Genomic DNA, 24,169 nt, shown 5'->3' on the forward strand with positions numbered 1-24,169 from the left:
ACCACGGAAGAAGGATAGATCATACGGGGTTTCCGATTAGTGGATCACCCATTCGCTCTTCCGGATGAGCCGCGGCTCGGGGCCGGGGCCGAGCTGCATGATGAAGCAGCCCTTGGAGGCGTAGCGCTGGCCGGGGCCGAAGCTGAGGCGCAGGTAGTCCGGGAGGACCTGGTCCCGCTGCATGCTGAGGCGGTCCATGAAGTTGTCCCGGTAGAAGTTCCGGTCCATGTCCATGAGGCCCTGACGCAGGATCTGGATCATCGAGTAGGTCCGGGTGGAGATCCGCGTCTCCGGGTGGCGCTCGGTCAGGCCCGCCAGCAGGCTATCGGCGTACTTCGAGGCGCTGGGCTCATCCTTGGGATCCCGGTAGGGATAGGTGAGCCAGGTGAAGGTCCGGGCCTGCTCCGGCAGGGCGTACGCCTTGGCGCCGAGCAGGCGGGAGGACATGAAGACGGTCCCCGGCCGATCGGGCTGTCCGGCCAGGCTTTTGATCGCCTCGAAGGCGCCCGGGCCTGTCCACAGCAGGATCACGGTGGGCTTCTCCTGTTGGACCAGGCTGCGGAGGGCGGCCGGGCTGAGGGTCTCCCCCTTCGCCAACCGGATCTCCTTCGGAGCCCCCTGCCCCAGCTCCTGCCAGGTCTCGCGGAATCCCGCCGACAGGTCGCGCCCCTCCGGACCGTCCTGAATGACCTGCACGATCCGCGACGGCGTGGACTCCGCCGCCCCGTGGAGGTAGCGGGCCGCCGCCTGCCCTTCCTGGTAGTAGCCCTTGGAGAAGTAGAGGGTGTACCAGTCGGTGTCGGAGACCACCGGTAGGTCGGTGAGGGGGAAGAGGCAGGGCAGCTGGCGGCTTTCGCAAAAGGTGTGGATGGGCTTCCAGTCCCCATAGGAGATCCCGCCCAGAAGGGCGAAGACCGGCTCCTTGGCGAGGTAGGCCTCCAACTGGCGGGTCCAGGTGTCCGGGGCCCCCTTCAGCCGCCAGACGGAGAGGGCGAGCTTGCGGTAGCTGCCGCTCATCTCGTTGCCGCCCACGCCCAGGTACATGCGGTTGCCGAAACCGTTGGAGATCTGGTTGTGCCGGGCCACATAGTTGTTCATGGGCACCAGCATGGCCTGCTGGTCTTCCGGGCTGACCTCGTCCGTGATGACCGTGGCAAAGCGGATGGTGGTGGCATCCACCCCCGGCGACAGCTGGGCCGAGAGCGAGCGCAGATACTTGATCAGAAGGGCCATGTCCGGGTCCTTCAGGTAGTAGCGGGGCATGATGGGATGCAGCTCCCGACCGCCGGGATCGATGCCCGTCCGGAGGACATGGGCCAGCGCTTCATCCGTGTAGGCGGGTCGGGCGGGCGGGTTCTGGAGCTTCAGGTCCTTCCGCTCCTCCGGGCTCAGGTTCGGGAACTTCCAGTAGCGCGGCAGGGCAAGCCGCGCCCCGTTGGTCGCGAGCGTGACGATGCCGCCCTCCCAGGAGCCGAGGCCCCCCCGCAGGTGGCAGCTCACGCAGGTGAAGGAGGTTCCGGCCACGGGGACATCGCCGCTCACCACGGCCTGCATGGGCTCGCCGGAGGGGAGGAGGCCCTCGCGGTACATGCGCTCGCCCTGGGCCAGGGCGGCCGAGGCCTTGTCTCCGGGTGCGGCCCCGAGTCCGGCCGCAGAGGCCGCCAGGACAATCAGGCCCAGGGCCATGGCGAAGGTTCCCTTCAGGGTGGACTTCAGGAGGGGCTTCAGCCTCGGCCCGCTCACAGGATCCCCGCCTTGCGGCATTCGGCCACGAATTCCGAAGAGCTCATGAGGCCGAAGATGCGGATCCACTTGCCGGTCTTGGGATCCCGGATGTTGGTCAGGGGGAAGTGGGACATCTTATTCGGGATGTAGGCGTTGAAGGCCCGCATGACCTTGTCGATGTCCTCCCGCTTGCCCGTGAAGAAGTCCCAACCCGGCCGGGCCCGGTAGCGCTTGAGGTAGTCGCGCATCACCTTGGGCGTGTCGTTCTCAGGGTCGATGGAGATGGAGACCAGGTGCACCTTCGAACCCGCCGGCAGCTTCGTCTGCAGGTTGGCGTAGCCCGCGGACAAGACCGGACAGATGGTCGTGCAGGTGCCAAAGATGAAGTCCACGATGACGGGCTCGCCGGATTCCAGCATGGCCTTGAGGTTCACCTTGGCCCCCTCCTGGTTCACCAGGGTCACCTCGGGCACCGCGTAGCCTTCGAGGGTGCGCGTATAGGGCGGAGGGGCCTGGGCGGACAGGGGCCCGGGCAAGGCGGCCCAGCTCACAAAGATCAGCCCGGTGATGCGGGCTCCGAGTCGATTCCTGCGTCCGTTCATGCCTCGGTTCTCCCTGGATCCTGCGGCGGCGACACGATGGACCCGGTTCCAGACCAGGTCATTGGAGTGATTTTTTACATCACACCATGAATCCGCGCAATTGCCTCGGGCCAGATCAGGGTCAAACGAGAAACGGCCCGCCGAAGCGGGCCGTTTCCGGGAGGCCTCTGGAGGCTACAGGTCTTCGCCGTCGATCTCGGTCATGCCCTGGAGTTCCTCGACATGCTGCGCCATGCGGGCGTATTCGTCGTCGAAGTCCTCGCCGCCCTGGAACTCGTTCAAGGTGGGCTCGGGATACTCGCCCTCCTCGATCTCCAGGTTGCGGTAGTGGGCCATGCCGGTGCCCGCGGGAATCAGGCGGCCCAGGATGACATTCTCCTTGAGACCGCGCAGGTAGTCCACGCGACCTTCCAGGGCGGCCTCGGTGAGGACGCGGGTGGTCTCCTGGAAGCTGGCGGCGGAGATGAAGCTCTCGGAGGTCAGCGCGGCCTTGGTGATGCCGAGCAGCAGGGGCTCGCAGGTGGCGGGGGTGCCGCCGTCCTTGAGGGCCTGCTCGTTGATCTCCTTGAAGCGGTGCTTGTCCACCTTCTCCTCGACGATGAGCGGGGTGTCGCCCACATCGGTGATCAGGACCCAGCGCATCATCTGGCGGATGATCACCTCGATGTGCTTGTCGTTGATGACCACGCCCTGGGCCCGGTAGACCTCCTGCACTTCGTTGACGAGGAAGGCCTGGAGGGCGCGATCGCCCTGGACCTTGAGGAGATCGTGGGGGCTGACGGCGCCCTCGGTGAGCTTCTCGCCGGCGCGGATCTCGTCGCCGTCCTGCACCTGGATGTGCTTGCCGCGGGGGATCAGGTACTCGCCCTTCTCGCCCGTCTCCGCTTCAACCACGACCTTCTGGTTGCCGCGGACGCGGTTGCCGTACTTCGCGATGCCGGTGACTTCGCTGATGATGGCGGGTTCCTTGGGCTTGCGGCCTTCGAAGAGCTCGGTCACGCGCGGCAGGCCGCCCGTGATGTCGCTGGTCTTGGCCTGCTGGCGGCTGGTCTTGGCGATGACATCGCCGGGCAGCAGTTCCTGGCCCTCTTCCACTTCGACATAGGCGCCGGTGGGAATGTTGTAGCGCTTCAGCACCTTGTGGTTGTCCCCCTTGATGTTGATGTGGGGGTGGATCTTGTCGTCCGTGGGGTCGATGACCTTCTTGCGGAAGTTGCCGGAGATCGGATCCTTCTCTTCCTGGTAGGACACATTGACTTCGAATTCCTTGAAGTCCGCGATGCCGCCCACTTCGGTGAGCAGCACATCGTTGTACGGATCCCACTCGGCGAGCACGGTGCGGGGCTCGACCGTCTCCTTGTCCTTGACCTTCAGGATGGCGCCGGAGGTGATCTTGTAGCGCTCGCGCTCGTTGCCGTCCGCATCGGTCACCAGGAGGTAGCCGTTGCGGGTGAGGGCCACGATCTCGCCCTTGCGGTTGACGACGGTCTTGCCCTGCAGGCCTTCGTACTTCACGACGCCCGCGATCTGGGCCTCGTGGGTGCTCTTTTCGGAGGTGCGGCTGGCGGCGCCGCCCACATGGAAGGTACGCATCGTGAGCTGGGTTCCGGGCTCACCGATGGACTGGGCGGCGATGACGCCCACGGCCTCGCCGAGATCCACCAGACGGCCGGTGCTGAGGTTCAGGCCGTAGCACTTGGCGCAGATGCCGCGGCGCGCCTCGCAGGTGAGGGTGGAGCGGATCTTGACCTTGGGGATGCCGCTGGTCTCGATCTTGAACGCCAGGTCCTCGGAGATGAGGGTTCCCGCGGGGGCCCGGACGATCGTGGGATCGTAAGGATCCACGATGTCCTCGAGGCAGACGCGGCCCATGATGCGGTCGCGCAGGCGGGAGCGGATGGTGCCATCGCTGTTGACGATGGCTTCCACCTCGATGCCGCCGAGGGTTTCGCAATCGTCCTCGTTCACGATGACATCCTGGGCCACATCCACCAGCTTACGGGTGAGGTAGCCGGAGTCGGCCGTCTTCAACGCGGTGTCCGCGAGTCCCTTGCGGGCGCCGTGGGTCGAGATGAAGTACTGCAGCACCGAGAGGCCTTCCTTGAAGTTCGCGGTGATGGGCGTCTCGATGATGTCGCCGCTGGGCTTGGCCATGAGGCCTCGCATGCCGGCGACCTGGCGGATCTGGGTCTTGGAACCGCGGGCGCCGGAGTCGGCCAGGATGTAGATGGAATTGAGGAAGGTGTCGTTCTCGTTCCTCTTTTCCAGTTCCTTCATCATGTCGCTGGCCACCTGGTCGCTGGTCTTGCCCCAGACTTCCAGGATGCGGTTGTAGCGCGTGGAGGAGTCGAGGCGGCCCTCATAGGCCTCCTTCTCGATGGCGCGGACATCTTCCGTGGCCTTCTTGATGAGCTTGCCCTTGGTGTCGGGCACGACGAGATCGTCGATGCCCACGGACACGCCGGCGCGCATGGCCCACTGGAAGCCGGAGTCCTTCATCGCGTCCAGCATGCGGATGGTGACTTCGGGCCCGTTGAGCTTGTAGGCGCGGTTCACGAGGGAGAGCAGGCCCTCCTTCTTGAGCAGGCCGTTGATGAAGGGCAGTTCGGCGGGCAGCGCACGGTTGAAGAGCACGCGACCCACGGTGGTGGTCTTGATGGCGTTCTTCACGGTCTCGGCGGGCGCCTCGAAGACTTCCTGCTCGGAGTTCTTCTTGGGATCCTTCGCGTGCCAGGCCTCGGTATCCACCCACTCGCCGGTGTAGCGGAGCTGGATGATGGTGTGGGTGTCCACCACGCCGGCATCGTAGGCCGCCACCACATCGTTGACATTGCCGAAGACCATGCCCTCGCCCTTGCGGCCGAAGCGCTTCTTGGTCAGGTAATAGCCGCCCAGCACGATGTCCTGGGAGGGCACCACATTCGGACGGCCGTTGGCGGGGTTGAGGATGTTCTGCGTGGACATCATCAGCACCTTGGCCTCGATCTGGGCCATGGGGCTGAGGGGGACATGCACAGCCATCTGGTCGCCGTCGAAGTCGGCGTTGAAGGCGGTGCAGACCAGAGGATGCAGGCGGATGGCCTTGCCTTCCACCAGCACAGGCTGGAAGGCCTGGATGCCGAGGCGGTGCAGGGTCGGGGCGCGGTTCAGCAGGACCGGGTGGTCCTTGATGACCTCTTCCAGGACATCCCAGACCTCGGGACGCCCCTCCTCGACCATTTCCTTGGCCTGGCGGATGGTGGCCGCGTAGCCCTTGTGCTCGAGCCGGTTGAAGATGAAGGGCTTGAAGAGCTCCAGCGCCATCTTCTTGGGCAGGCCGCACTGGTGCAGCTTTAGGTCGGGACCCACCACGATGACGGAACGGCCCGAGTAGTCCACGCGCTTGCCGAGCAGGTTCTGACGGAACCGGCCCTGCTTGCCCTTGAGGGCGTCGCTGAGGGACTTGAGGGGGCGGTTGCTGACGCCGCGCAGGAGACGACCACGCTTGCCGTTCTCGAAGAGGGCGTCCACGGCCTCCTGCAGCATGCGCTTCTCGTTGCGCACGATGACATCGGGAGCCTTGAGCTCCAGGAGCTTCTTGAGACGGTTGTTGCGGTTGATGACGCGACGGTAGAGGTCGTTCAGGTCGGAGGTGGCGAAGCGTCCGCCGTCGAGGGGCACCAGGGGGCGCAGCTCGGGGGGCAGCACGGGCACCACATCGAGGATCATCCACTCGGGCTTGTTGCCGGAGCGGTGGAAGGACTCGGCCACCTTGAGGCGCTTGGCGATCTTGCTGCGCTTCTGGGTGGAGGTTTCCTTCTTCATGAGGTCGCGGAGCTCGATGGTGAGCGCCTCGATGTCGACCTGCTTGAGCAGTTCCTTGATGGCTTCGGCACCCATCTGGGCCTTGAAGCCCTCGCCGTGGAGGCTACGGTACTCGCGGAACTTGTCCTCATTGAGGATCTCGCCTTCCTTCAGGCTGGTGCCGCCGGACTCGGTGACGGCATAGGCCTCGAAGTAGAGCACGCGCTCCAGGTCCTTCAGGGGGATGTCCAGCAGGTAGCCGATGCGGCTGGGGACACCCTTGAAGAACCAGACATGGCTGACCGGGCTGGCCAGCTGGATGTGGCCCATCCGCTCGCGGCGCACGGACTTCTTGGTGACTTCGACGCCGCACTTGTCGCAGGTGACGCCCTTGAACTTCTGCCGCTTGTACTTGCCGCAGAGGCATTCCCAGTCGTTCACGGGCCCGAAGATGCGGGCGCAGAAGAGGCCGTCGCGCTCGGGCTTCAGGCTGCGGTAGTTGATCGTCTCGGGCTTGGTGACTTCGCCCTTGGACCAGGAGCGCATTTTGTCCGGGCTGGCCAGGGACACCCGGATGCACTCGTAGGCGTTGATGTTCTGCTGCTCAGGATACATGGGGACCTCTCAGGATTCGTCGGGAAGGAATGCGGAAGGAGATCAGCCTTCGATGGAGAAGGCGACGGGCTCTTCTTCCGTCAGGCCTGGATCCAGCTCTTCGCGGGTGAGCATCTCGACATCGATGCAGAGCGCGTTGAGTTCCTTCTTCACGACGTTGAAGCTCTCGGGGAGGCCGGGATCCTTGATGGTCTCGCCCTTGATGATGGCCTGGTAGATCTGGGTGCGGCCGTGCATGTCGTCGGACTTGTAAGTGAGGAGTTCCTGCAGCACATGCGCCGCGCCGTAGGCCTCGAGCGCCCAGACTTCCATCTCGCCGAAGCGCTGGCCGCCGAACTGGGCCTTGCCACCGAGGGGCTGCTGGGTGATGAGGCTGTAGGGTCCAATGCTCCGGGCGTGGATTTTGTTGTCCACGAGGTGGTGCAGCTTGAGCATGTAGACGCAGCCCACATTCACGGGCTGCTCGAAGGCCTCGCCGGTCATGCCGTCGAAGAGCTTGGTCTTGCCGGTGACATCGGGGCCCAGCTTGTGGTTCTTCTCCCAGGCCTGGGTGAGGAAGCCCTTGATGTCGGCTTCGCGCGCGCCGTCGAAGACGGGCGTGGAGAAGTGGACGCCGAGGGTCTTGCCGGCCCAGCCGAGGTGGCACTCGAGCACCTGGCCGATGTTCATACGGGAAGGCACGCCGAGGGGGTTCAGCACGATGTCCACGGGGCGGCCGTCGGGCAGATAGGGCATGTCCTCCACGGGGAGGATGCGGCTGACCACGCCCTTGTTGCCGTGGCGGCCGGCCATCTTGTCACCGACCTGCAGCTTGCGCTTCACGGCCACATAGCACTTCACGGTCTTGAGGACGCCGGGCATGAGCTCGTCGCCCTTGAGCAGGCGCTCCATGCGCTCGTTCAGGATGTCGCGCAGGACCTTGAGCTGGCTCTCGGTCTTGTCGAGGATGTCCAGCACCTCGGTCTCGATGCGGTTCTTGCCCGCGGCGACGGACACCTGCCGGAAGCGGTGGTAGGACACGGCCTCGAGCATGTTCTGGGTGAGCTTCTTGCCCTTGGGCAGCAGTTCCTTCTGGCCCTTGTCGTCCGTGAGGGCCTCAGAAAGTTCCTTGCCCTTCAGCAGGGTCACGATCTTCTTCTTGGCCTCGGCGCGGATGATGCGCTCCTCGTCGGAGAGATCCTTCTCCCACTTGGCGATCTGGTCGCGCTCGATCTGCTGGGTGCGCAGATCCTTCTCCTGGCCCTTGCGGGTGAAGACCTTGATGTCCACCACGGTGCCTTCGATGCCGGGGGGCACGGTCAGGCTGGCGTCCTTCACATCGCTGGCCTTCTCGCCGAAGATGGCGCGGAGCAGCTTCTCCTCGGGGCTGAGGATGGTCTCGCCCTTGGGCGTGACCTTGCCCACCAGGATGTCGCCGTGCTTGACGGTGGCGCCGGTGCGGATGATGCCGCTGTCATCGAGGTTCTTGAGGGCCTCCTCGCGGACCTGGGGGATGTCGCGGGTGATCTCTTCGGGGCCCAGCTTGGTGTCGCGGGCGTGGACCTCGAACTCCTCGATGTGGATGGTGGTGTAGAGGTCTTCCTTCACCACGCGCTCGGAGATCAGGATCGCGTCCTCGAAGTTGTAGCCGCGCCAGGGCATGTAGGCCACGACGAGGTTGCGGCCCAGGGCCAGTTCGCCGTGGTCGGTGCAGGGGCCGTCTGCGAGGATCTGGTCCTCGGTGACATATTCGCCCTTCTTCACGAGGGGGGTCTGGTTGAGGCAGGTGTTCTGGTTGCTGCGGGCGAACTTCACCAGGGTGTAGATGTCCACCCCGGATTCGATGCCCTCGGTCTCGGGATCGTCCTCGACGCGCACCACGATGCGGTTGGCATCCACGGTCTCGACGATGCCGGAGCGGCGGCACACCACGCAGGCGCCGGAATCCTTGGCGGCGACATACTCCATGCCGGTGCCCACGATGGGGGCCTCGGTGCGGATGAGGGGCACGGCCTGGCGCTGCATGTTGGCGCCCATGAGGGCGCGGTTGGCGTCGTCGTTCTCAAGGAAGGGAATCAGCGAAGCGGCCACGGAGACCACCTGCTTGGGACTCACATCCATGAGCGTGACCTTGTCGCGGGAGACGATCTTGGTCTCGCCGGCGACACGGACGGTCACATCCTCTTCCGTGATGGCGCCGTCCTTGTCGACGGGCACATTGGCCTGCGCGATGACATGCTCGTCCTCCTCCCAGGCGGAGAGGTAGAAGGCGTGCATCTCGTACTTCGCGGGGCGCTTGCCGCCCTTGGTCAGCTTCTTGTTCTCGTCTTCCAGATCCTCGAGGCGGACCACATCCATGTAGCCGAACTTGGAGTCGCCCACGCTGGTGACCTTGGCGAAGTGGACGATGCGGCCGTTCTCCACCTTGAGGTAGGGGCTCTCGATGAAGCCGAACTCGTTGATGCGGGCATAGCAGGAGAGCGAGCTGATGAGGCCGATGTTCGGGCCTTCCGGGGTCTCGATGGGGCAGATGCGGCCGTAGTGCGAGGTGTGCACATCGCGCACCTCGAAGCCGGCGCGGTCGCGGCTGAGGCCGCCCGGTCCAAGAGCCGAGAGGCGGCGCTTGTGGGTGATCTCGGACAGCGGGTTGGTCTGATCCATGAACTGGGAGAGCTGGCTGCTGCCGAAGAACTCCTTCATCGCCGCGATGACCGGCTTGCTGTTGATCAGGTCGTGGGCCTGCAGGGGGCTGTTGGGGTCCTGCGCGATGCTGAACTTCTCCTTGATGGCCCGCTGCACACGCACGAGGCCCACGCGGAAGCCGTTCTCGAGGAGCTCACCCACGGACCGCACGCGGCGGTTGCCCAGGTGGTCGATGTCGTCCGCGCGCACGGGGGCGATCTCGCCGATGTCCTGGCGGGTGGTGTCGTATTTCTTGAGGCGCAGCAGGTAGTGGACGGTCCGGATGAAATCGTCGGTGCCCAGGGTGCGGAATTCCAGGTCGGTGTTCAGACCCAGCTTCGCGTTGATCTTGTGGCGACCCACCTTGCTGAGGTCGTACTTCTGGCCGTCGAAGAACATGCCGTAGAGCAGCTTCTTGCTGGATTCCAGCGTGGCCGGCTCACCGGGACGGATCTTCTTGAAGAGCTCCTTGGCGGCTTCCTCGCTGTCCTCGGTGTGGTCCTTGGCCAGGGTCTCGGAGAAGACCTTGCCAGTGGCGTCCGCTTCGGGGAAGAAGACATCGAAGGACTGCACATCATTGGCCAGGAACATCTCGAGGTGCGTCTGGAGGAAGGGCTCGTTGGCCTCCATGAGCACTTCGCCGGTGCCCATGTTCACCACATCCTGCAGCAGCACGGCGCCGTCGAGCATCTCGCGCTCGACCGGCACATCCTTGATGCCGGCCTTCTCCATCTGCTCGAGGACGCGGCGGGTGATCTTCTTGTCCTTGGCGAGGATCTCTTCCTTGGTCTTGGGGTGCTTCACGGCCTCGCCGAGCTTGCGCCCCGCCAGCAGGTCGCTCAGGGCCACGCTCAGCTTGCCCTTCTTGAGGAAGAAGGTCGCCGGCGTGTAGAAGTGCCGAAGCATGGGCTCATTGGAGTTCAGGTCTTCGCTGAACAGGCCGAGGGCGCGCATGAAGGTGGCGCCCAGGAACTTGCGCTTGCGGTCGATGCGGGCGTAGAGCAGGCCCTTGGAATCGAGCTCGAACTCGATCCAGGAGCCGCGATAGGGGATGATCTGGGCGCTGTAGAGGCTCTTGTCCGGCGCGATGCTGAAGAAAACGCCGGGGCTGCGGTGCAGCTGGCTCACGATCACGCGCTCGGTGCCGTTGATGATGAAGGTGCCGCGGTCGGTCATGATCGGCAGGTCGCCGAAGTAGACTTCCGAATCCTGGCTCTGCTTGAAGCGCCGGTTGCCCTTGTCGTCGCGGTCGAACTGGTTGAGGCGCACGCGGATCTTCAGAGGGGCGGCCATGGTGGCGCCGCGCTCGACGCACTCGTCCATGCCCATCTTCTGCTTCATCGAGACGGGCTCTTGGCACACATCACAGATGGTCGCTGCGTTCTTGTTGCGGGTGCCGCACTTGGGGCAGTCCACCGTGGGATCCTTCGGGTGGTCCGACACGATGTTGTGGCCGCACTGCTTGCACTGGGTGCGGAGGTGCTCGAGGCCCAGGTACTTTTCGCACTTGCAGGCCCAGTGACCCACGGTGTAGTCGAGGAACTCGACTTCCAGCGTGGCGTCGCTGCCGTCGGGATTCTTGCCGTTCTGCACGGGGAACATCGACTCGAACACGGCCTTGAGGCCGCGCGTCTCCCGCTCGCTGTGGAGCAGGTTCATCTGGAGGAACTCGTCGTAGCTGCGCTTCTGGATGTCGATCAGGTTGGGGATGGGAACCAGGGACCGGATCTTCGAGAAGTTGTGGCGCTGGCGGTAGATGTTCTGCTGAACACTCATGGTTCGCTCCAGATGCAGTTGGCGGAACCTTCTATGGACGACACGCGGCGACATGAGACGATGCTGCGTGCCCTAAGCAAAGACGGTAGAGCCTCCGGAACCTCGGCCCCGGAGAAGGGGATCAGTAAAGGGTCTGAGGAGGAATGCCACCCGCAGGCGCACCGATGGCCCCTCCCCCACCCATCGGCGGAAGGAGCGGCCCAGCAAGGTGATTGGCGCTGCGGCGGGAGGTTGTTCGCAACCAGGAGCCTTTGAAGAGGCATCGACCACCCGGGATTCGGGCGGAAGGAATAATCGTACCATGTCCAGACAAAATCGCAAAGCGCAAGGTGCGAAACGCACCCTACGCTTTGCGTTAGTGCTGTAAGAAAAACTACTTGACCTCGACCTTGGCGCCGGCGGCCTCGAGCTTTTCCTTGATCTTGCCAGCCTCGTCCTTCGAGATGCCTTCCTTGACGGCCTTGGGAGCGCCGTCGACCAGGTCCTTGGCTTCCTTCAAGCCCAGGCCGGCGACGATCTCGCGGACGGCCTTGATGACATTGAGCTTGTTGGCACCGGCCTCGGTCAGGATGACATTGAACTCGGTCTGCTCTTCGGCAGCGGCGGCCGGGGCGGCACCGCCAGCGGCGGGAGCGGCCATGGCGGCAGCGGACACGCCGAAGCGGTCCTCGAGGGCCTTGACCAAGTTGGCCAGGTCAAGGACGGTCATGGTTTCGATTTCAGCGATGAGCTGATCGGCAGTGAGAGCCATGATGGCCTCCAAAAATTCGAAAATGGGTTTTGGGTTCGGGGTTGAGCAGCTGGTCCTACTCGCCGGCCTTCTGCTTGCGGATGCCCTCGAGGGCGACCGCCAGACCGGAGATCGGGTAGGTCATGAGATAGAGCAGCTTGGCGATCAGGACATCGCGGCTCGGCAGTTCGGCAAGAACCTGGAGCTGCTGGGCGTTGATCAGCTTGCCATCCATGACGCCGGCCTTGAAGGTCGCGGCGGGGTTGTCCTTCAGGAAGCCATTGACGGCCTTCGCCAGGGCGACCACATCTTCGCTGGTCGTGGCGATGGCGCTGGATCCCTTGAAGGAATCGCCCAGGGCCTCGAAGGAAGTGTCCTTCACGGCCAGGCGGAGCAGGGTGTTCTTGCTGACACGGTACTGGGCCTTGCTCTCCCGAACGCTCTTGCGGAAGGCAGTGTCCTTGGTGACGACGAGCCCCTTGAATTCGATCACGACGGCCGAGGTGGCGGACGCGAAGGTTTCCTTGAGTTCGGCGACTTCGGCGATCTTCTGATTCTTTTCCATGGTCAGCCTCCTACTTCTCAACGCTTGTGGTGTTGAGGGTGACCGAGGGGCCCATGGTGGAGGCGATGTACATCGTCTTCACATATTTACCCTTCGCCGTGGCGGGCTTGGCCTTGTGGACGGCATCAATGAGCGCCTTGGCGTTCTCTTCCAGCTTCTCGACGCCGAAGGAGAGCTTGCCGACCGGCGCGTGGATGATGCCGGTCTTGTCGACGCGGTACTCCACCTTGCCGGCCTTGATCTCCTTGATGGCCTTGACCACATCGAAGGTCACGGTTCCGGTCTTGGGGTTGGGCATGAGGCCACGGGGGCCGAGCACCTTACCAAGCCGGCCGACGCCCTTCATCATGTCGGGGGTTGCGACGAGGGCATCGAAGTCGAGGAATCCGCCGGCGATCTTCTCGACCAGCTCGTCCCCGCCCACGATCTCGGCGCCCGCAGCTTCCGCTTCCTTGATCTTCTCGCCGCCTGCGATGACCGCCACCCGCATCGTCTTGCCCGTTCCGTGGGGCAGTACGATGGTGCCGCGGACCATCTGGTCCGCGTGACGGGGGTCGACGCCGAGCCGCATGTGGACTTCAACCGTCTCGTCGAACTTGGCGTAAGCCGTGTCCTTGACGACGGTGAGGGCGTCCTTCAGCTCGTAGGGGCGATCTTCGATCTTGGCCGCGGCAGCCCGGTACTTCTTTCCAGGTTTTGCCATATTGGCTCCATCCGAACGATCTCCCGCGATGACGGTCGCGGTGGCCGGGATTGCCGCACGACGCAGCTCTCCAACAAAAACGCCTTGCGCGGGCCGAAGCCCGCGCAAGGGAAGGTTAATCGATGACGTCGACGCCCATGGAGCGCGCCGAGCCGGCGATGGAACGGACGGCGGCCTCGAGGCTGCCGGCGGTGAGGTCGGGCATCTTCACCTTGGCGATCTCGGCGAGCTGCGCCTTGGTGATCTTGCCGACCTTCTGCTTGTTGGGCGTGGGGCTGCCCTTCTCCAGGCCGAGCTTCTTCATGATCAGCACGGCGGCGGGAGGGGTCTTCAGGATGAAGCTGAAGCTGCGGTCGGCGTAGACGGTGATGACGACGGGGAGGGTGGTGCCCTTCTCGACCGCGCCCACGGACTTCGCGTTGAACTGCTTCACGAACTCCATGATGTTGACGCCGTGCTGGCCCAGCGCGGGACCGACGGGAGGGGCCGGGGTGGCCTCGCCCGCGGGCAGCTGCAGCTTGATGTAGCCGGTGATCTTCTTTGCCATGTCTTGTTCTCCCGCGACTGATTCCGGCACATGCCGGCGACGGCCGCCTTGAAGGGTGGATCAGCTAGCGCTTCTCCACCTGGATGAAGTCGAGCTCCACGGGGGTGCTGCGACCGAACACCGTCACCATCACCTTGATGGTGGAGCGTTCTTCGTGGATCTCATCCACATCCCCTTCGAAATTGGCGAAGGGGCCATCAATGATACGGACCTTTTCGCCCTTCTCAAAGTGGTATTTGGGCTTGGGCTTCTCCTGGGTCTCTTCCGTGTGGTGCATGATCTGGCGGACCTCGTCGTCCGTCAGGGGCGTGGGCCGCTTCTTGTTGGCCCCCACGAAGCTGGTCACCTTGGGGGTGTTCCGCACCAGGTGCCAGTCCGCATCCGCCATCTCGACGGAACCCTCGGGCTTGCTCTCCACCTGGATCTGGACCAGCAGATAGCCCGGGAAGGACTTGCGCTTCTTGACGACGCGCTCCTTCTTGCCGGACTTGGCGTCGACCTTCATTTCCTCATAGGTCTCCTCGGGGATCTGGATGTCCCCGAAGCTGCCCTCGCGCTCTTCCATCTTGATGCGCTGACGCAGATGCTCCATCACCTTGGCTTCGTAGCCCGAATAGGTGTGGATGATGAACCACTTCAACTCGCGCCCCTGCGGCTGAGCCGGGGTCGCCGTGTCTTGTGCGGTGCTCACGAGATCGGTCATGGCTGCCTCCGGCTCAACGGGCCTTCAGGAAGAAGTACGCGAAGCCCTTGGAGAGGAACCAGTCCACGGACCACAGGAAGGCCCCGACGAACACCGAGACGATCACCACAGTCCAGGTGGAGGTCAGCACTTTCTCCTTGCTGGGCCAATCCACCCGGTCGAGCTCTGCGAACAGATCTCTGGCCTGTTGTTTGATGGCTCCGATCACGATGGACCCCGTGGAAAGGATTCGGTCTGAAAAACCCGGCCCCGAGCGAGATCGCCGGGGCCGGAATGGCAGGGGAGACAGGGTTCGAACCCGCGACCTGCGGATTTGGAGTCCGCTGCTCTACCAGCTGAGCTACTCCCCTGTGGGACCGCCCGGCTTCTGGTGGGAGCCGGGCGGGAACCCTCGGGACCGGAGGCTACTTCGCCTCGCGGTGAACCCGGTAACCGCCACAGAAACGGCAGAACTTGTTGAATTCAAGCTTGCCCGTGGTGGTCTTCTTGTTCTTGGTGGTGCTGTAGTTCTTGCGCTTGCAGTCTTGGCACTGCAAGTGGATGATGTCGCGCATTGGGACCTCCTAAGTCGGAGGGCGGACTGGTTTTTAGGCCAGGATCTCGCCCACATTGCCGGCGCCCACGGTGCGTCCACCCTCACGGATGGCGAACTTCAGGCCCTTGTCCATGGCGATGGGCTGGATCAGCTCGACCGTCAGGGTGACGTTGTCGCCGGGCATCACCATTTCGCGGCCGGCCTCGAGCTCGATGGAGCCGGTCACATCGGTGGTGCGGAAGTAGAACTGGGGACGGTACTTGTTGAAGAACGGGGTGTGGCGGCCGCCCTCTTCCTTGGTCAGCACATACACCTGGGCGTTGAACTTGGTGTGGGGGGTGATGCTGCCGGGCTTGGCGAGCACCTGGCCGCGTTCCACATCCTTGCGCTCCACGCCGCGGAGCAGGATGCCGGCGTTGTCGCCAGCCTGGCCCTGGTCCAGGGACTTGCGGAACATCTCGACGCCGGTCACGACCTTCTTGACGGTGTCCTTGAGGCCGATGATTTCGATTTCCTCACCGACCTTCACGATGCCCTGCTCGATGCGGCCGGTCACCACGGTGCCGCGGCCGGTGATGGTGAACACATCCTCGACGGGCATGATGAAGGGCTTGTCGATGGCGCGGACGGGATCGGGGATGTAGGCATCCACGGCATCCATGAGCTCGAGGATGCAGGCGCAGTCGGCGTGCTCGGGGGTGTCGGCATGATCCAGGGCCAGACGGGCGGAACCCTTGATGATGGGAATCTCGTCGCCGGGGTACTGGTAGGAGGACAGCAGGTCGCGGATCTCCATCTCGACCAGCTCGGCGAGCTCGGGATCGGCGATGTCGATCTTGTTCATGAAGACCACGATGTAGGGCACGCCGACCTGACGGGCGAGCAGGATGTGCTCACGGGTCTGGGGCATGGGGCCGTCGGTGGCGGCGACCACGAGGATCGCGCCGTCCATCTGGGCCGCGCCGGTGATCATGTTCTTCACATAGTCGGCGTGACCGGGGCAGTCCACATGGGCATAGTGGCGCTTCTCGGTCTGGTACTCGACATGGGCGGTGTTAATCGTGATCCCGCGGGCCTTCTCTTCGGGCGCGGAGTCGATCTGATCGTAGGACTTCGTCTCGCCGCCGAACTTCTTCGCAAGGATGAAGGTGATGGCCGCGGTCAGCGTGGTTTTGCCGTGGTCCACGTGGCCAATGGTGCCGATGTTGACGTGGGGCTTGGAACGATCGAATTTCTCTTTGGCCACGGGTGCCTCCTGAAAGGTGGGAGAGAAGATGAAGGGGAACTGTGCGAAAGGGTGGAGCCCACAACCGGGCTTGAACCGGTGACCTCTTCCTTACCAAGGAAGTGCTCTACCACTGAGCTATGTGGGCTTTGAACCTTCCCGCCGCGAGGCGGGGGGCCTTGCCGTCAGCCGGGGTTCGGCAGACGGGGAGGGTGGAGCGGGAAACGGGGTTCGAACCCGCGACATTCAGCTTGGAAGGCTGACGCTCTACCAACTGAGCTATTCCCGCGGTGGAATCCCGAGAACAGGATCCAGCGATCTGGAACGGGTTCCAGTTGGACTGGTGCCGAGAGAAGGATTCGAACCTCCGTAACGCGTTGCGTGGCAGATTTACAGTCTGCTGCCATTAACCACTCGGCCATCTCGGCATGTTTGTCCGGCGCCCCTCCCGGGGCTTGTCAATCATCCCTGGAGCGCCCCTGGAGGCGTCCCTCGAAGCTCCTTGCGGAGCCGCGTGTCAGGGTCACTGCGAGGCAGGGCTTTCCTGACAGGGAACTCGAAAGATATCACGCCCCCAGAGCCCCCTCAAGGGGAAACTTCGGGACTGGCCTGCCCGCGGCGCGCGATCACGCGGAAGAGCGTGACCGCAGCGGCCGCCGAGACATTGAGGCTCTCGATGCCGCCGGGCATGGGGATGTGCAGCAACCCATCGCAGCGCTCGCGGATCTTCTGGTGCAGGCCCTCGCCTTCGGCCCCCATCACCAGCACCGTCGCGCGATCGAAGGACTCCTTCAAGTAGTCGCGGCTGCCCTCGCCTGCGGCCAGGCCGTAGATCCAGCCCCCGGCCTCCTTCAGGTCGTCCAGGGCGCGCCCCAGGTTCACCACCCGGCAGACCGGCACGCGGCCCGCCGTGCCGGCGCTGGCGCGCACCACCGTATCGTTCACCGCCGCCGAGCGCCGCTCGGGAAGGATCACGCCGTCCACCGCGGCGGCGGCGGCGGAGCGCAGGATAGCGCCCAGGTTGTGGGGATCGGTGACGCCGTCCAGGGCGAGGATCAGCGCGGCATCGCCCTTCTCCTTCACGGCGGCCAGCACATCCTCGAACTCCGCGTAGGCGAAGGCGCCGCCCTCGCCCAGGACGCCCTGGTGGCGCTGCCCCTGGCTGCGCCGGTCGATGCCCTCCATGGGTTCGCGGTGAACCACCACGCCCGCGGCGCGGGCCTCGCCCACGAACTTCGCCAGCCGCCCGAAGGCCGCGGGCGCGATCCAGACCGTGTGCAACTCGCCGCGGGACAGGGCCTCCTCGCAGGCATGGGGACCGAGATAGCGCATGGCTAGAAGGTCTTCTTGAAGCCGAGGGCCAGGAGATGCCCCATGCCCTCCATGCGCACGCGGGTGCCCGTGGCGCGGAAGCCCGCGGCACTCCAGACACCGTCAAGGCGGCGGGTGTCCTGGTCCTCGCTCTGGCGGTACTGGTAGCCGAGGCTCAGCTCGCCGCCCCAGGTCCGATACCCGGCGCCGATGGAGAAGGCGGCCGTGCGCGAGCCTCCCAGCAGGGGTTCGGCGGCCGACTCTTCCACCGAGCGCTGATCGAGGGAGAGGCCCCCCCGCACGGTCCAGAACTTGCCGAGCTCCACTTCCACGGAGGCGCCGAGGCCCAGGTGGCTCTTGCCCTGGGGCAGCTCCGACGGGGCCGACACGGGTCCACTGGGGGTGGAGACCGCCGCGAAGGCCGGCATGCGCAGGCCAGCGGAGGTCCAGCGGAGGTCCGCCTCCCAGGTGATCATCGGCGTGGCGCGATGCCGGAAGCCCACGGAGGTCTGCGAGGGCAGCTCGAGCGTCCGGCTGCCGGCCTGCACGGGGGTCGAGGCACCCAGCAGCGCCGTGGCCCGCGGGGCGGTGCCCAGGGGCGCGATGCTCAGACCGTCGTTGGCGTAGAGGCCCAGGTTGGCGTCGCGGAAGCCCGCGCTGAGCTTCAGGTCGCCCTTGAGCCCGGACTGGTGCGCCGCGCCCAAGGTCCAGCGGGGATTGATGGCCCAGCGCAATCCGAGCGAATAGCTGGGGACCGTCTTGTTCCCCGACTGGGCGACCCGCTGCTCGACCAGCCCCTGCACGGGATTGATTCCGGAGGTGGGCTGCGAGGGATCGAGCGGCACGCCGAACCGCATGACGCTGCTGGATTCGAAGCTCAGGCGCGCAGCCCCGAGTCCCAGGCCGAAGGACACATTCGGGCTGAGGGCCCAGGCCATCTGCCCTTCCAGGCGGCGGGCCGACAGGTCGAGGCCGTCCCCGAGAAAGCGGCTGGGCGCGTCATCCCGGAGGCGTCCGTGGCGCATGAAGGGTTCATCCAGCTTCAGGCCGAGGCTGAAGGCGGGCGAGAGGCGGAAGGCCGCGCCGAAGGCGCCGATGCCCCGGTTGCGGTCCGTGCTGAAGGTGGTGCGCTGATTGGATTCCAGGCTCTGCTGGGTGGAGGCGAGGTCGAGTCCGGCCGCAAGGTAGAAGCCCCGGTTCTCCCGCAGGGAGGCCAGCAGCGCGGGATTGGTCGACGCCGCCTCCAGGCTGTAGCCGTAGGCCACCTGGGCGCCGCTGCGGGCGATGCCCACGGGATCCGCGGCTGGAAGGGCCAGGCTTTGGGCCGCCATGGGCAGGGCGGCCGCGCCCAGCATCAGTCCCGCCATCACACCACGAACCGCCTGCGCCATATCGCCACGCCTCCGAGACACGCTACTTGAATGGCCCGAACCCCGAAAGGGTTCAAGCCCAAGGCTCCAGGATCACCAAAAGCGCCCGATTCACCAAGAGGCGTTTCCGGCCGGGGCCGGTCCGAAACGGAACCCTACCGCTCCGACTCCCCCATGAAGCGCACCAGCACCCGATCCACCAGCTCCCAGACCTCCAGCAGGGCGGCCAGGCACATGACCAGGCCGAAGCCCAGGGCCAGGGCCCGTCCCCAGGGGCCCATGAGGGCCCGGCACAGCTCGGGCCAGTGCCAGAACGCGGGCGGCAGCTTCAGGCGGCCGTAGAACGCCAGGGTCGACAACAGCATCCCGCCCCAGAGCAGGTAGAAGAATCGCAACGCTCGGAAGAGGATGTCCCAGGCGAAGGGACGAGGGCGAGAGGCGGGCATGGAGGGACCAGCATAACCTGGGTCGGGGATCATCCGCCCGGAAGCATGATGAAGAACCGCGTGCCCTCCTCCCAGCCGGTGGTGAAGCCCACCTTCCCGCCCAGCACCGTCTCGCCCAGCACCTTCATCCCGTAGGTGCCCAGCCCCCGCCCGCGGGCCGCCTTGGTGCTGAAGGACCGTTGGAACACCCGATCCGCCACCTCCGGCGGCATGTACCCCGGGTTCTGGACCACGAAGGTGGGCTGGCCGGACCGCAGCTCGAACCAGAGCCGGGCCTGCCCTCCCACCGGCATCGCCTCCAGGGCGTTCCTCACCATGTTCGTGAGAATCCGGTTCAGGAGCGCCGGATCCGTCCGCAGGGTCGGGGCATCCGGCGCCGGCGTCAGGCAGATCAGGCGCGCCAGGGACTCCGCATCGAGCGACCCCGAGAGGTCCTCGATCAGCTTCCCGGGCGTCGTCTCGCGGAGATCCGGCACCAGTTCGTTCCGCTCCGCCAACAGCAGGCGCCGCTGCGACTCCACCTCCTCCGTGAGGCAATCCGTCATCTCGAGGATCCGCGCGGCGATGGCCGTCGCGTCGGAACCGCTGCCCTGCAGCATCTCCGTCCATCCCTGCAGCCCGTGCAGGGAGTTCACGAGGTCGTGGATGAAGATGTGCTCGAGGGACTCCCGCCGTTTCTGGGCGCTGATGTCCTTGAGCGTGAGCAGGACGAGCCGGTGCCCCGCCACCACCAGGGGGCGGGCCCGCACCGAGAACTCCCGGGCCTCCCAGCGGCCCTCCCGCTGGAGGCTGAGGAGACATTCCCCCGAGGAGGGCTGCTGCGAGTCCTGGGCGGCCAGCACGGCGAGGAGGGCCCCGCAGCCCAGGCAGGCCCGGGAGGAACCGCAGCCGTCCGGTCCCTCGGCCCGGTGGACGCAGTGGAACGCCTCGCCCACCCTCAGGCCGAGGAAATCACCGGGATTCTCCTTCACGATCCCCTCGAGGAGCAGAGGGTTCGCGGCGAGGATCTGGCGCTGCGCATTGAGCACCACCGCGTAGCTGTCCACGGCCTCCAGCATCGCGTGGACCAGGGGATCGTCCAGGCAGAAGGTCGCCTGATCCCGCAGCTCCAGAGGCATCGCCCGTCCGGAAGGGACGAAAAAGCTCGCCTTCCCCTGCCCTTCCTCTCCTTTTTTCACGGTGGCCTCGTGCCGGGAGTATGCCCTGCGCGCCAGCCCCATTCAAAGCTGCAATATCTTCCCCTCGATCAGGAGAACAGGACTTGCCAACCCAGGCGGAGAATGAGGGCCCCCACCACCGCGATGAAGAGGCCGCGGACCCAGCCGCTGCCGCGATTCAGCGCCACATGGGCCCCGAGGTAGCCCCCCACCCCGTTGGCCGCGGCCATGCCGAGGGCCACCGAGGGGATCCAGCTGCCCTGCCAGACGAAGAGGCCCATGGAGGTGATGTTGGAGGCCCAGTTCACGCTCTTGGCCAGGGCTGATGCCCGCAGGAAGTCGAAGCCCAGCACCGCCACAAAGAGGAAGATCAGCAGCGAGCCGGTGCCCGGACCGAAGAACCCGTCGTAGAAGCCCAGCGCCAGTGCGATGACCGCCGCCAGGCCCCGCTGGTGGCTGAGGCCGTAGCGGGGTGCGTGCAGGCTGCCCAGCTCGGGCTTCAGCAGCGTGAAGGCCAGCATGGCCACCAGCAGGATCAGCAGCAGCGGCCGCAGGAAATCCCCGTGCATCCGGTAGGTGAGCCACACCCCCGCCGAGGCTCCCGCGGCAGAGGCCAGGACCGGGCCCACCATCTCGCGCCAGGCCAGCGTCCCCGAACGCAGGAACTTGCCCGCGGCCATGGTGGTGCCCGTGACGGCCACCACCTTGTTGGTGCCCAGCAGCGTGGGCAGCGGCGTGCCTGCCGGCAGCCCCAGCATGAGGGCCGGCACCGTGATCAGTCCGCCTCCGCCCACGACCGCGTCGATGAAGCCTGCCAGCAGGGCGGCAAGCATGAGGAGGAGGAGTTTGGGGAGGCTCAGCACCGGCTCAGACTTTGAGGATCTCCGCTTCCTTGTGCTTCATGGCCTCATCGACCTCCTTGATGTGGGCGTCCGTGAGCTTCTGGATGTCGTCCAGGGCCTTCTTCGCGGCGTCCTCGGAGATGTGGCCCTCCTTGAGCTTCTCGAGCTTCTTCACATCCTCGTTGGCGTCCCGGCGGATGTTGCGCACGCCGGTCTTGATCTCCTCGCCCAGGCGGTGCAGCACCTTCACCAGCTCCCGGCGGCGCTCCTCCGTGAGCATGGGGATGGGCAGGCGGATCACATTGCCGTCGTTGCCGGGGTTGATGCCCAGCTCGGACTTGAGGATGGCCGTCTCCACGGCCTTGATGGCGCTCTTGTCGAAGGGGGTCACCACCAGCATCCCCGCCTCGGGCACGGACACGGTGCCCATCTGGTTCAGGGGCACCATCGAGCCGTAGTACTCCACATGCACATTGTCCAGCAGGCTGGCGTTGGCCCGGCCGGTCCGGATGGTGGCCATCTCCTTCTTCAGCGCCTCCACAGACGCGTGCATGCGGCGCTTGGTCTCCTGCAGGATGGCATCGGGGGTCTGGGCGGTCATGAGCACCTCGAAAGAGCGGGAAGCCTTCCTTTATACCCCATGAATCGCCGGGTTCCACGCGTGCTAGAGTGGGGCACTTCCCCGAGGTACCCATGCGCATGCTCCGCCTGCTGGCCCCCTTGGCATCCCTGGCCCTGACATTGGCCGCCGCCCCCGCCTCCACGGAGATGGCCCTCACGAGCGCCGATGGCTTCGCCCTCAAGGGCACCCTCACCCTGCCCGCCGCGAAGGGCAAGGCCCCCGTGGTGATCCTGGCCCACCAGTTCGGCGCGGCCCGCTCCGGCTGGGCGCCCCTGGCCGAGCGCCTGGCCGCCCGCGGCATCGGCACCCTGGCCCTGGACCTGCGCGGCCACGGCGCCAGCACCCTCAAGGACGGCGCCGAGGTGAAGGTCACCGGCGACTTCATGGCCTCCGCCAAGGCCGTGGGCTTCGACAAGATCCCCGCCGACCTGGCCCAGGCCGCGGCCTGGCTGCGGAAACAGCCCGGCGTGGACAGCCGCCGCATCGGCCTCGCCGGCTCCAGCGTCGGCGCCTTCTCGGTGCTCCTGGCCGCGCCCGAGGTCAAGCCCGTCGCCATCCTCAGCCTCAGCCCCGCGGGCACCGGCGCCTTCGGCGAAGGCTCCCGGGAAAGGTTGAAGGCCGCCCTGCTGCGGGGCCGGGCCTCCACCCTGGTGCTGGCCTCCGCCGGCGACAAGGACGCCTTCGAGAACGCCCAGACCGTGAAGGACCTGCCGGGCGTGGCCGTGAACATCAAGGACGGCGACGAGCACGGCTTCGCCTACTTCAAGGAGCGCGCCGACCTCATGGCCGTCTTCTTCGGCGAATACCTCATCTACCATCACACGGGGCAGGCCTACGCCGCCGCCGCCGCGAAGCCGGCCGCCCCGGCGGGGACCGTCATCAACGACAAGACCCTCGCCGACAAGAAGGCCGCGGACGCCTCGAAATAGCGCACCCGCGGCCCCTTCTGCTTCGAGCGCCTAGTGGAACTGCTGGGCCTCGGTGGAGCCCGCCAGCGCCAGCGTGGAGGCCAGGCCGCCGCTGATGGCCTGGGCCACCTCGTCGAAGTAGCCGGTGCCCACTTCCCGCTGGTGCTTGGTGGCGGTGTAGCCCTTCTCCTCGGACGCGAACTCGGCCTCCTGCAGCCGGGCATAGGCCGTCATGTGCTCGGTGCGGTAGGCGTTGGCCAGCTCGAACATGCCGTGGTTGAGGCTGTGGAAGCCCGCCAGGGTGATGAACTGGAACTTGTAGCCCAGGGCCCCGAGTTCCCGCTGGAAGGCCGCGATCTCGTCATCGCTGAGCTTCTTCTTCCAGTTGAAGGAGGGCGAGCAGTTGTAGGCCAGCAGCTTGCCGGGGAACTCGGCGTGGACGCCCTCGGCGAACGCGCGGGCCTCCTTCAGGTCCGGCGTGGAGGTCTCGCACCAGATCAGGTCGGCGTAGGGCGCGTAGGCCTTGGCCCGGGCAATGGCCATGGCCAACCCGCCCGTGATGCGGTGGAAGCCCTCGGGCGTGCGCTCCCCCGTGAGGAAGGGCTGGTCCCGCTCGTCGATGTCGGAGGTGATCAGGCGGGCCGAGTCCGCATCCGTGCGGGCGATGATGAGGCTGGGCACATCCATGACATCGGCCGCCAGGCGGGCCGCCACCAGGGTGCGGATGAAGTGGCCGGTGGGGATGAGCACCTTGCCGCCCAGGTGGCCGCACTTCTTCTCGCTGGAGAGCTGGTCCTCGAGGTGGACGCCGGCGGCGCCCGCCTCGATCATGCCCTTCATGAGTTCGTAGGCGTTCAGGGGGCCGCCGAAGCCCGCCTCGGCGTCGGCCACGATGGGAAGGAACCAATCGCGGCTGATGCCGCCCTCGCCGTGCTCGACCTGGTCGGTGCGCTGGAGCGCGTTGTTCAGGCGCTTGACCAGGGCCGGAACAGAGTTGGCCGGATACAGGCTCTGGTCGGGGTAGGACTGGCCCGAGAGGTTGGCGTCCGCCGCCACCTGCCAGCCGGAGCAGTAGATGGCCTTGAGCCCGGCCCGGGCCATCTGCACGGCCTGGCCCCCGCTGAGGGCGCCCAGGGCCCGGGTGGGCTCGTCGTTCTGGAGGAGCTTCCAGAGCTTGCGGGCGCCCAGCCGGGCGAGCGTGTGCTCGATGCGGAGGCTGCCGCGGAGCTTCTTCACCGTCTCGGCGGTGTAGGGCCGGGTGATGCCCTCCCAGCGGTGGGCGGAGAAGTCGTCCTCGATGGGGGGGACAGGGAACTTGGGGGTCATGAATCACCTCGGGGAAG

At 65.7% G+C, this 24,169-nt stretch carries 20 protein-coding genes and 4 tRNA genes; 1 reads left to right on the top strand and 23 read right to left on the bottom strand.

Features of this window, described 5'->3' with window-relative positions; translation table 11 throughout:
- Window positions 1-36 precede the first annotated feature (36 nt).
- The 22 genes from QUD34_RS13280 to frr form a co-directional block, all read right to left on the bottom strand.
- Entirely contained in the window at window positions 37-1,743 is a 1,707-nt protein-coding gene (locus QUD34_RS13280; RefSeq protein ID WP_286354193.1) for an ABC transporter substrate-binding protein, read from the bottom strand.
- The gene (locus tag QUD34_RS13285; RefSeq protein ID WP_286354194.1) at window positions 1,740-2,327 is read right to left on the bottom strand and encodes an SCO family protein; all 588 of its coding nucleotides are present in this window, start codon (window positions 2,325-2,327) and stop codon (window positions 1,740-1,742) included. The genes QUD34_RS13280 and QUD34_RS13285 overlap by 4 nt, the downstream gene beginning before the upstream one ends.
- Window positions 2,328-2,501: 174 nt before the next feature.
- On the bottom strand, window positions 2,502-6,725 hold the full coding sequence (gene rpoC, locus QUD34_RS13290) for a DNA-directed RNA polymerase subunit beta' (protein ID WP_286354195.1): 4,224 nt from the start codon (window positions 6,723-6,725) through the stop codon (window positions 2,502-2,504).
- A 42-nt stretch (window positions 6,726-6,767) separates the two neighbouring features.
- Window positions 6,768-11,162, bottom strand: coding sequence for a DNA-directed RNA polymerase subunit beta (gene rpoB / locus QUD34_RS13295; RefSeq protein ID WP_286354196.1), 4,395 nt, complete (start codon window positions 11,160-11,162; stop codon window positions 6,768-6,770).
- A 373-nt stretch (window positions 11,163-11,535) separates the two neighbouring features.
- The gene (rplL, locus tag QUD34_RS13300) at window positions 11,536-11,913 is read right to left on the bottom strand and encodes a 50S ribosomal protein L7/L12 (RefSeq protein WP_286354197.1); all 378 of its coding nucleotides are present in this window, start codon (window positions 11,911-11,913) and stop codon (window positions 11,536-11,538) included.
- Window positions 11,914-11,968: 55 nt separating this feature from the next.
- A complete protein-coding gene (gene rplJ / locus QUD34_RS13305) occupies window positions 11,969-12,457 on the bottom strand; it encodes a 50S ribosomal protein L10 (RefSeq protein WP_286354198.1) in 489 nt (162 codons plus the stop codon).
- Window positions 12,458-12,467: 10 nt separating this feature from the next.
- Entirely contained in the window at window positions 12,468-13,160 is a 693-nt protein-coding gene (gene rplA, locus QUD34_RS13310; RefSeq protein WP_286354199.1) for a 50S ribosomal protein L1, read from the bottom strand.
- A 115-nt stretch (window positions 13,161-13,275) separates the two neighbouring features.
- A complete protein-coding gene (gene rplK / locus QUD34_RS13315) occupies window positions 13,276-13,707 on the bottom strand; it encodes a 50S ribosomal protein L11 (protein ID WP_286354200.1) in 432 nt (143 codons plus the stop codon).
- Between the two features lie 64 nt (window positions 13,708-13,771).
- The gene (gene nusG, locus QUD34_RS13320; protein ID WP_286354201.1) at window positions 13,772-14,410 is read right to left on the bottom strand and encodes a transcription termination/antitermination protein NusG; all 639 of its coding nucleotides are present in this window, start codon (window positions 14,408-14,410) and stop codon (window positions 13,772-13,774) included.
- Window positions 14,411-14,423: 13 nt separating this feature from the next.
- Entirely contained in the window at window positions 14,424-14,618 is a 195-nt protein-coding gene (secE, locus tag QUD34_RS13325) for a preprotein translocase subunit SecE (protein WP_286354202.1), read from the bottom strand.
- A gap of 66 nt (window positions 14,619-14,684) precedes the next feature.
- Window positions 14,685-14,760: transfer RNA gene (locus QUD34_RS13330), tRNA-Trp, on the bottom strand.
- A 54-nt stretch (window positions 14,761-14,814) separates the two neighbouring features.
- The gene (gene rpmG / locus QUD34_RS13335; RefSeq protein ID WP_286354203.1) at window positions 14,815-14,964 is read right to left on the bottom strand and encodes a 50S ribosomal protein L33; all 150 of its coding nucleotides are present in this window, start codon (window positions 14,962-14,964) and stop codon (window positions 14,815-14,817) included.
- A 33-nt stretch (window positions 14,965-14,997) separates the two neighbouring features.
- The gene (gene tuf, locus QUD34_RS13340) at window positions 14,998-16,191 is read right to left on the bottom strand and encodes an elongation factor Tu (protein ID WP_286354204.1); all 1,194 of its coding nucleotides are present in this window, start codon (window positions 16,189-16,191) and stop codon (window positions 14,998-15,000) included.
- 52 nt (window positions 16,192-16,243) lie between these two features.
- Window positions 16,244-16,318 (bottom strand) — tRNA-Thr (locus QUD34_RS13345).
- Window positions 16,319-16,383: 65 nt separating this feature from the next.
- Window positions 16,384-16,459: transfer RNA gene (locus tag QUD34_RS13350), tRNA-Gly, on the bottom strand.
- Between the two features lie 52 nt (window positions 16,460-16,511).
- Window positions 16,512-16,598, bottom strand: a tRNA-Tyr gene (locus tag QUD34_RS13355).
- 157 nt (window positions 16,599-16,755) lie between these two features.
- A complete protein-coding gene (rlmB, locus tag QUD34_RS13360; protein WP_286354205.1) occupies window positions 16,756-17,502 on the bottom strand; it encodes a 23S rRNA (guanosine(2251)-2'-O)-methyltransferase RlmB in 747 nt (248 codons plus the stop codon).
- A 2-nt stretch (window positions 17,503-17,504) separates the two neighbouring features.
- Window positions 17,505-18,848, bottom strand: coding sequence for an OmpP1/FadL family transporter (locus tag QUD34_RS13365; protein ID WP_286354206.1), 1,344 nt, complete (start codon window positions 18,846-18,848; stop codon window positions 17,505-17,507).
- Between the two features lie 158 nt (window positions 18,849-19,006).
- On the bottom strand, window positions 19,007-19,297 hold the full coding sequence (locus tag QUD34_RS13370) for a hypothetical protein (protein WP_286354207.1): 291 nt from the start codon (window positions 19,295-19,297) through the stop codon (window positions 19,007-19,009).
- A 29-nt stretch (window positions 19,298-19,326) separates the two neighbouring features.
- On the bottom strand, window positions 19,327-20,415 hold the full coding sequence (locus QUD34_RS13375; RefSeq protein ID WP_286354208.1) for a sensor histidine kinase: 1,089 nt from the start codon (window positions 20,413-20,415) through the stop codon (window positions 19,327-19,329).
- Between the two features lie 128 nt (window positions 20,416-20,543).
- A complete protein-coding gene (locus tag QUD34_RS13380) occupies window positions 20,544-21,317 on the bottom strand; it encodes a TSUP family transporter (RefSeq protein WP_286354209.1) in 774 nt (257 codons plus the stop codon).
- 4 nt (window positions 21,318-21,321) lie between these two features.
- Window positions 21,322-21,897 (bottom strand): ribosome recycling factor, encoded by a 576-nt coding sequence (gene frr, locus QUD34_RS13385; protein ID WP_286354210.1) that lies wholly within the window; start codon window positions 21,895-21,897, stop codon window positions 21,322-21,324.
- Window positions 21,898-21,989: 92 nt separating this feature from the next.
- Here frr and QUD34_RS13390 point away from each other — a divergent pair, with 92 nt between their 5' ends.
- Window positions 21,990-22,847 (top strand): dienelactone hydrolase family protein, encoded by an 858-nt coding sequence (locus QUD34_RS13390; RefSeq protein WP_286354211.1) that lies wholly within the window; start codon window positions 21,990-21,992, stop codon window positions 22,845-22,847.
- Window positions 22,848-22,877: 30 nt separating this feature from the next.
- Here the strand turns inward: QUD34_RS13390 and aceA are convergent, their stop codons facing one another.
- Window positions 22,878-24,152, bottom strand: a complete 1,275-nt coding sequence (aceA, locus tag QUD34_RS13395; RefSeq protein WP_286354212.1) for an isocitrate lyase — start codon at window positions 24,150-24,152, stop codon at window positions 22,878-22,880.
- Between the last annotated feature and the right edge of the window lie 17 nt (window positions 24,153-24,169).

Source organism: Geothrix oryzae (assembly GCF_030295385.1).
GTDB classification, from domain to species: domain Bacteria; phylum Acidobacteriota; class Holophagae; order Holophagales; family Holophagaceae; genus Geothrix; species Geothrix oryzae.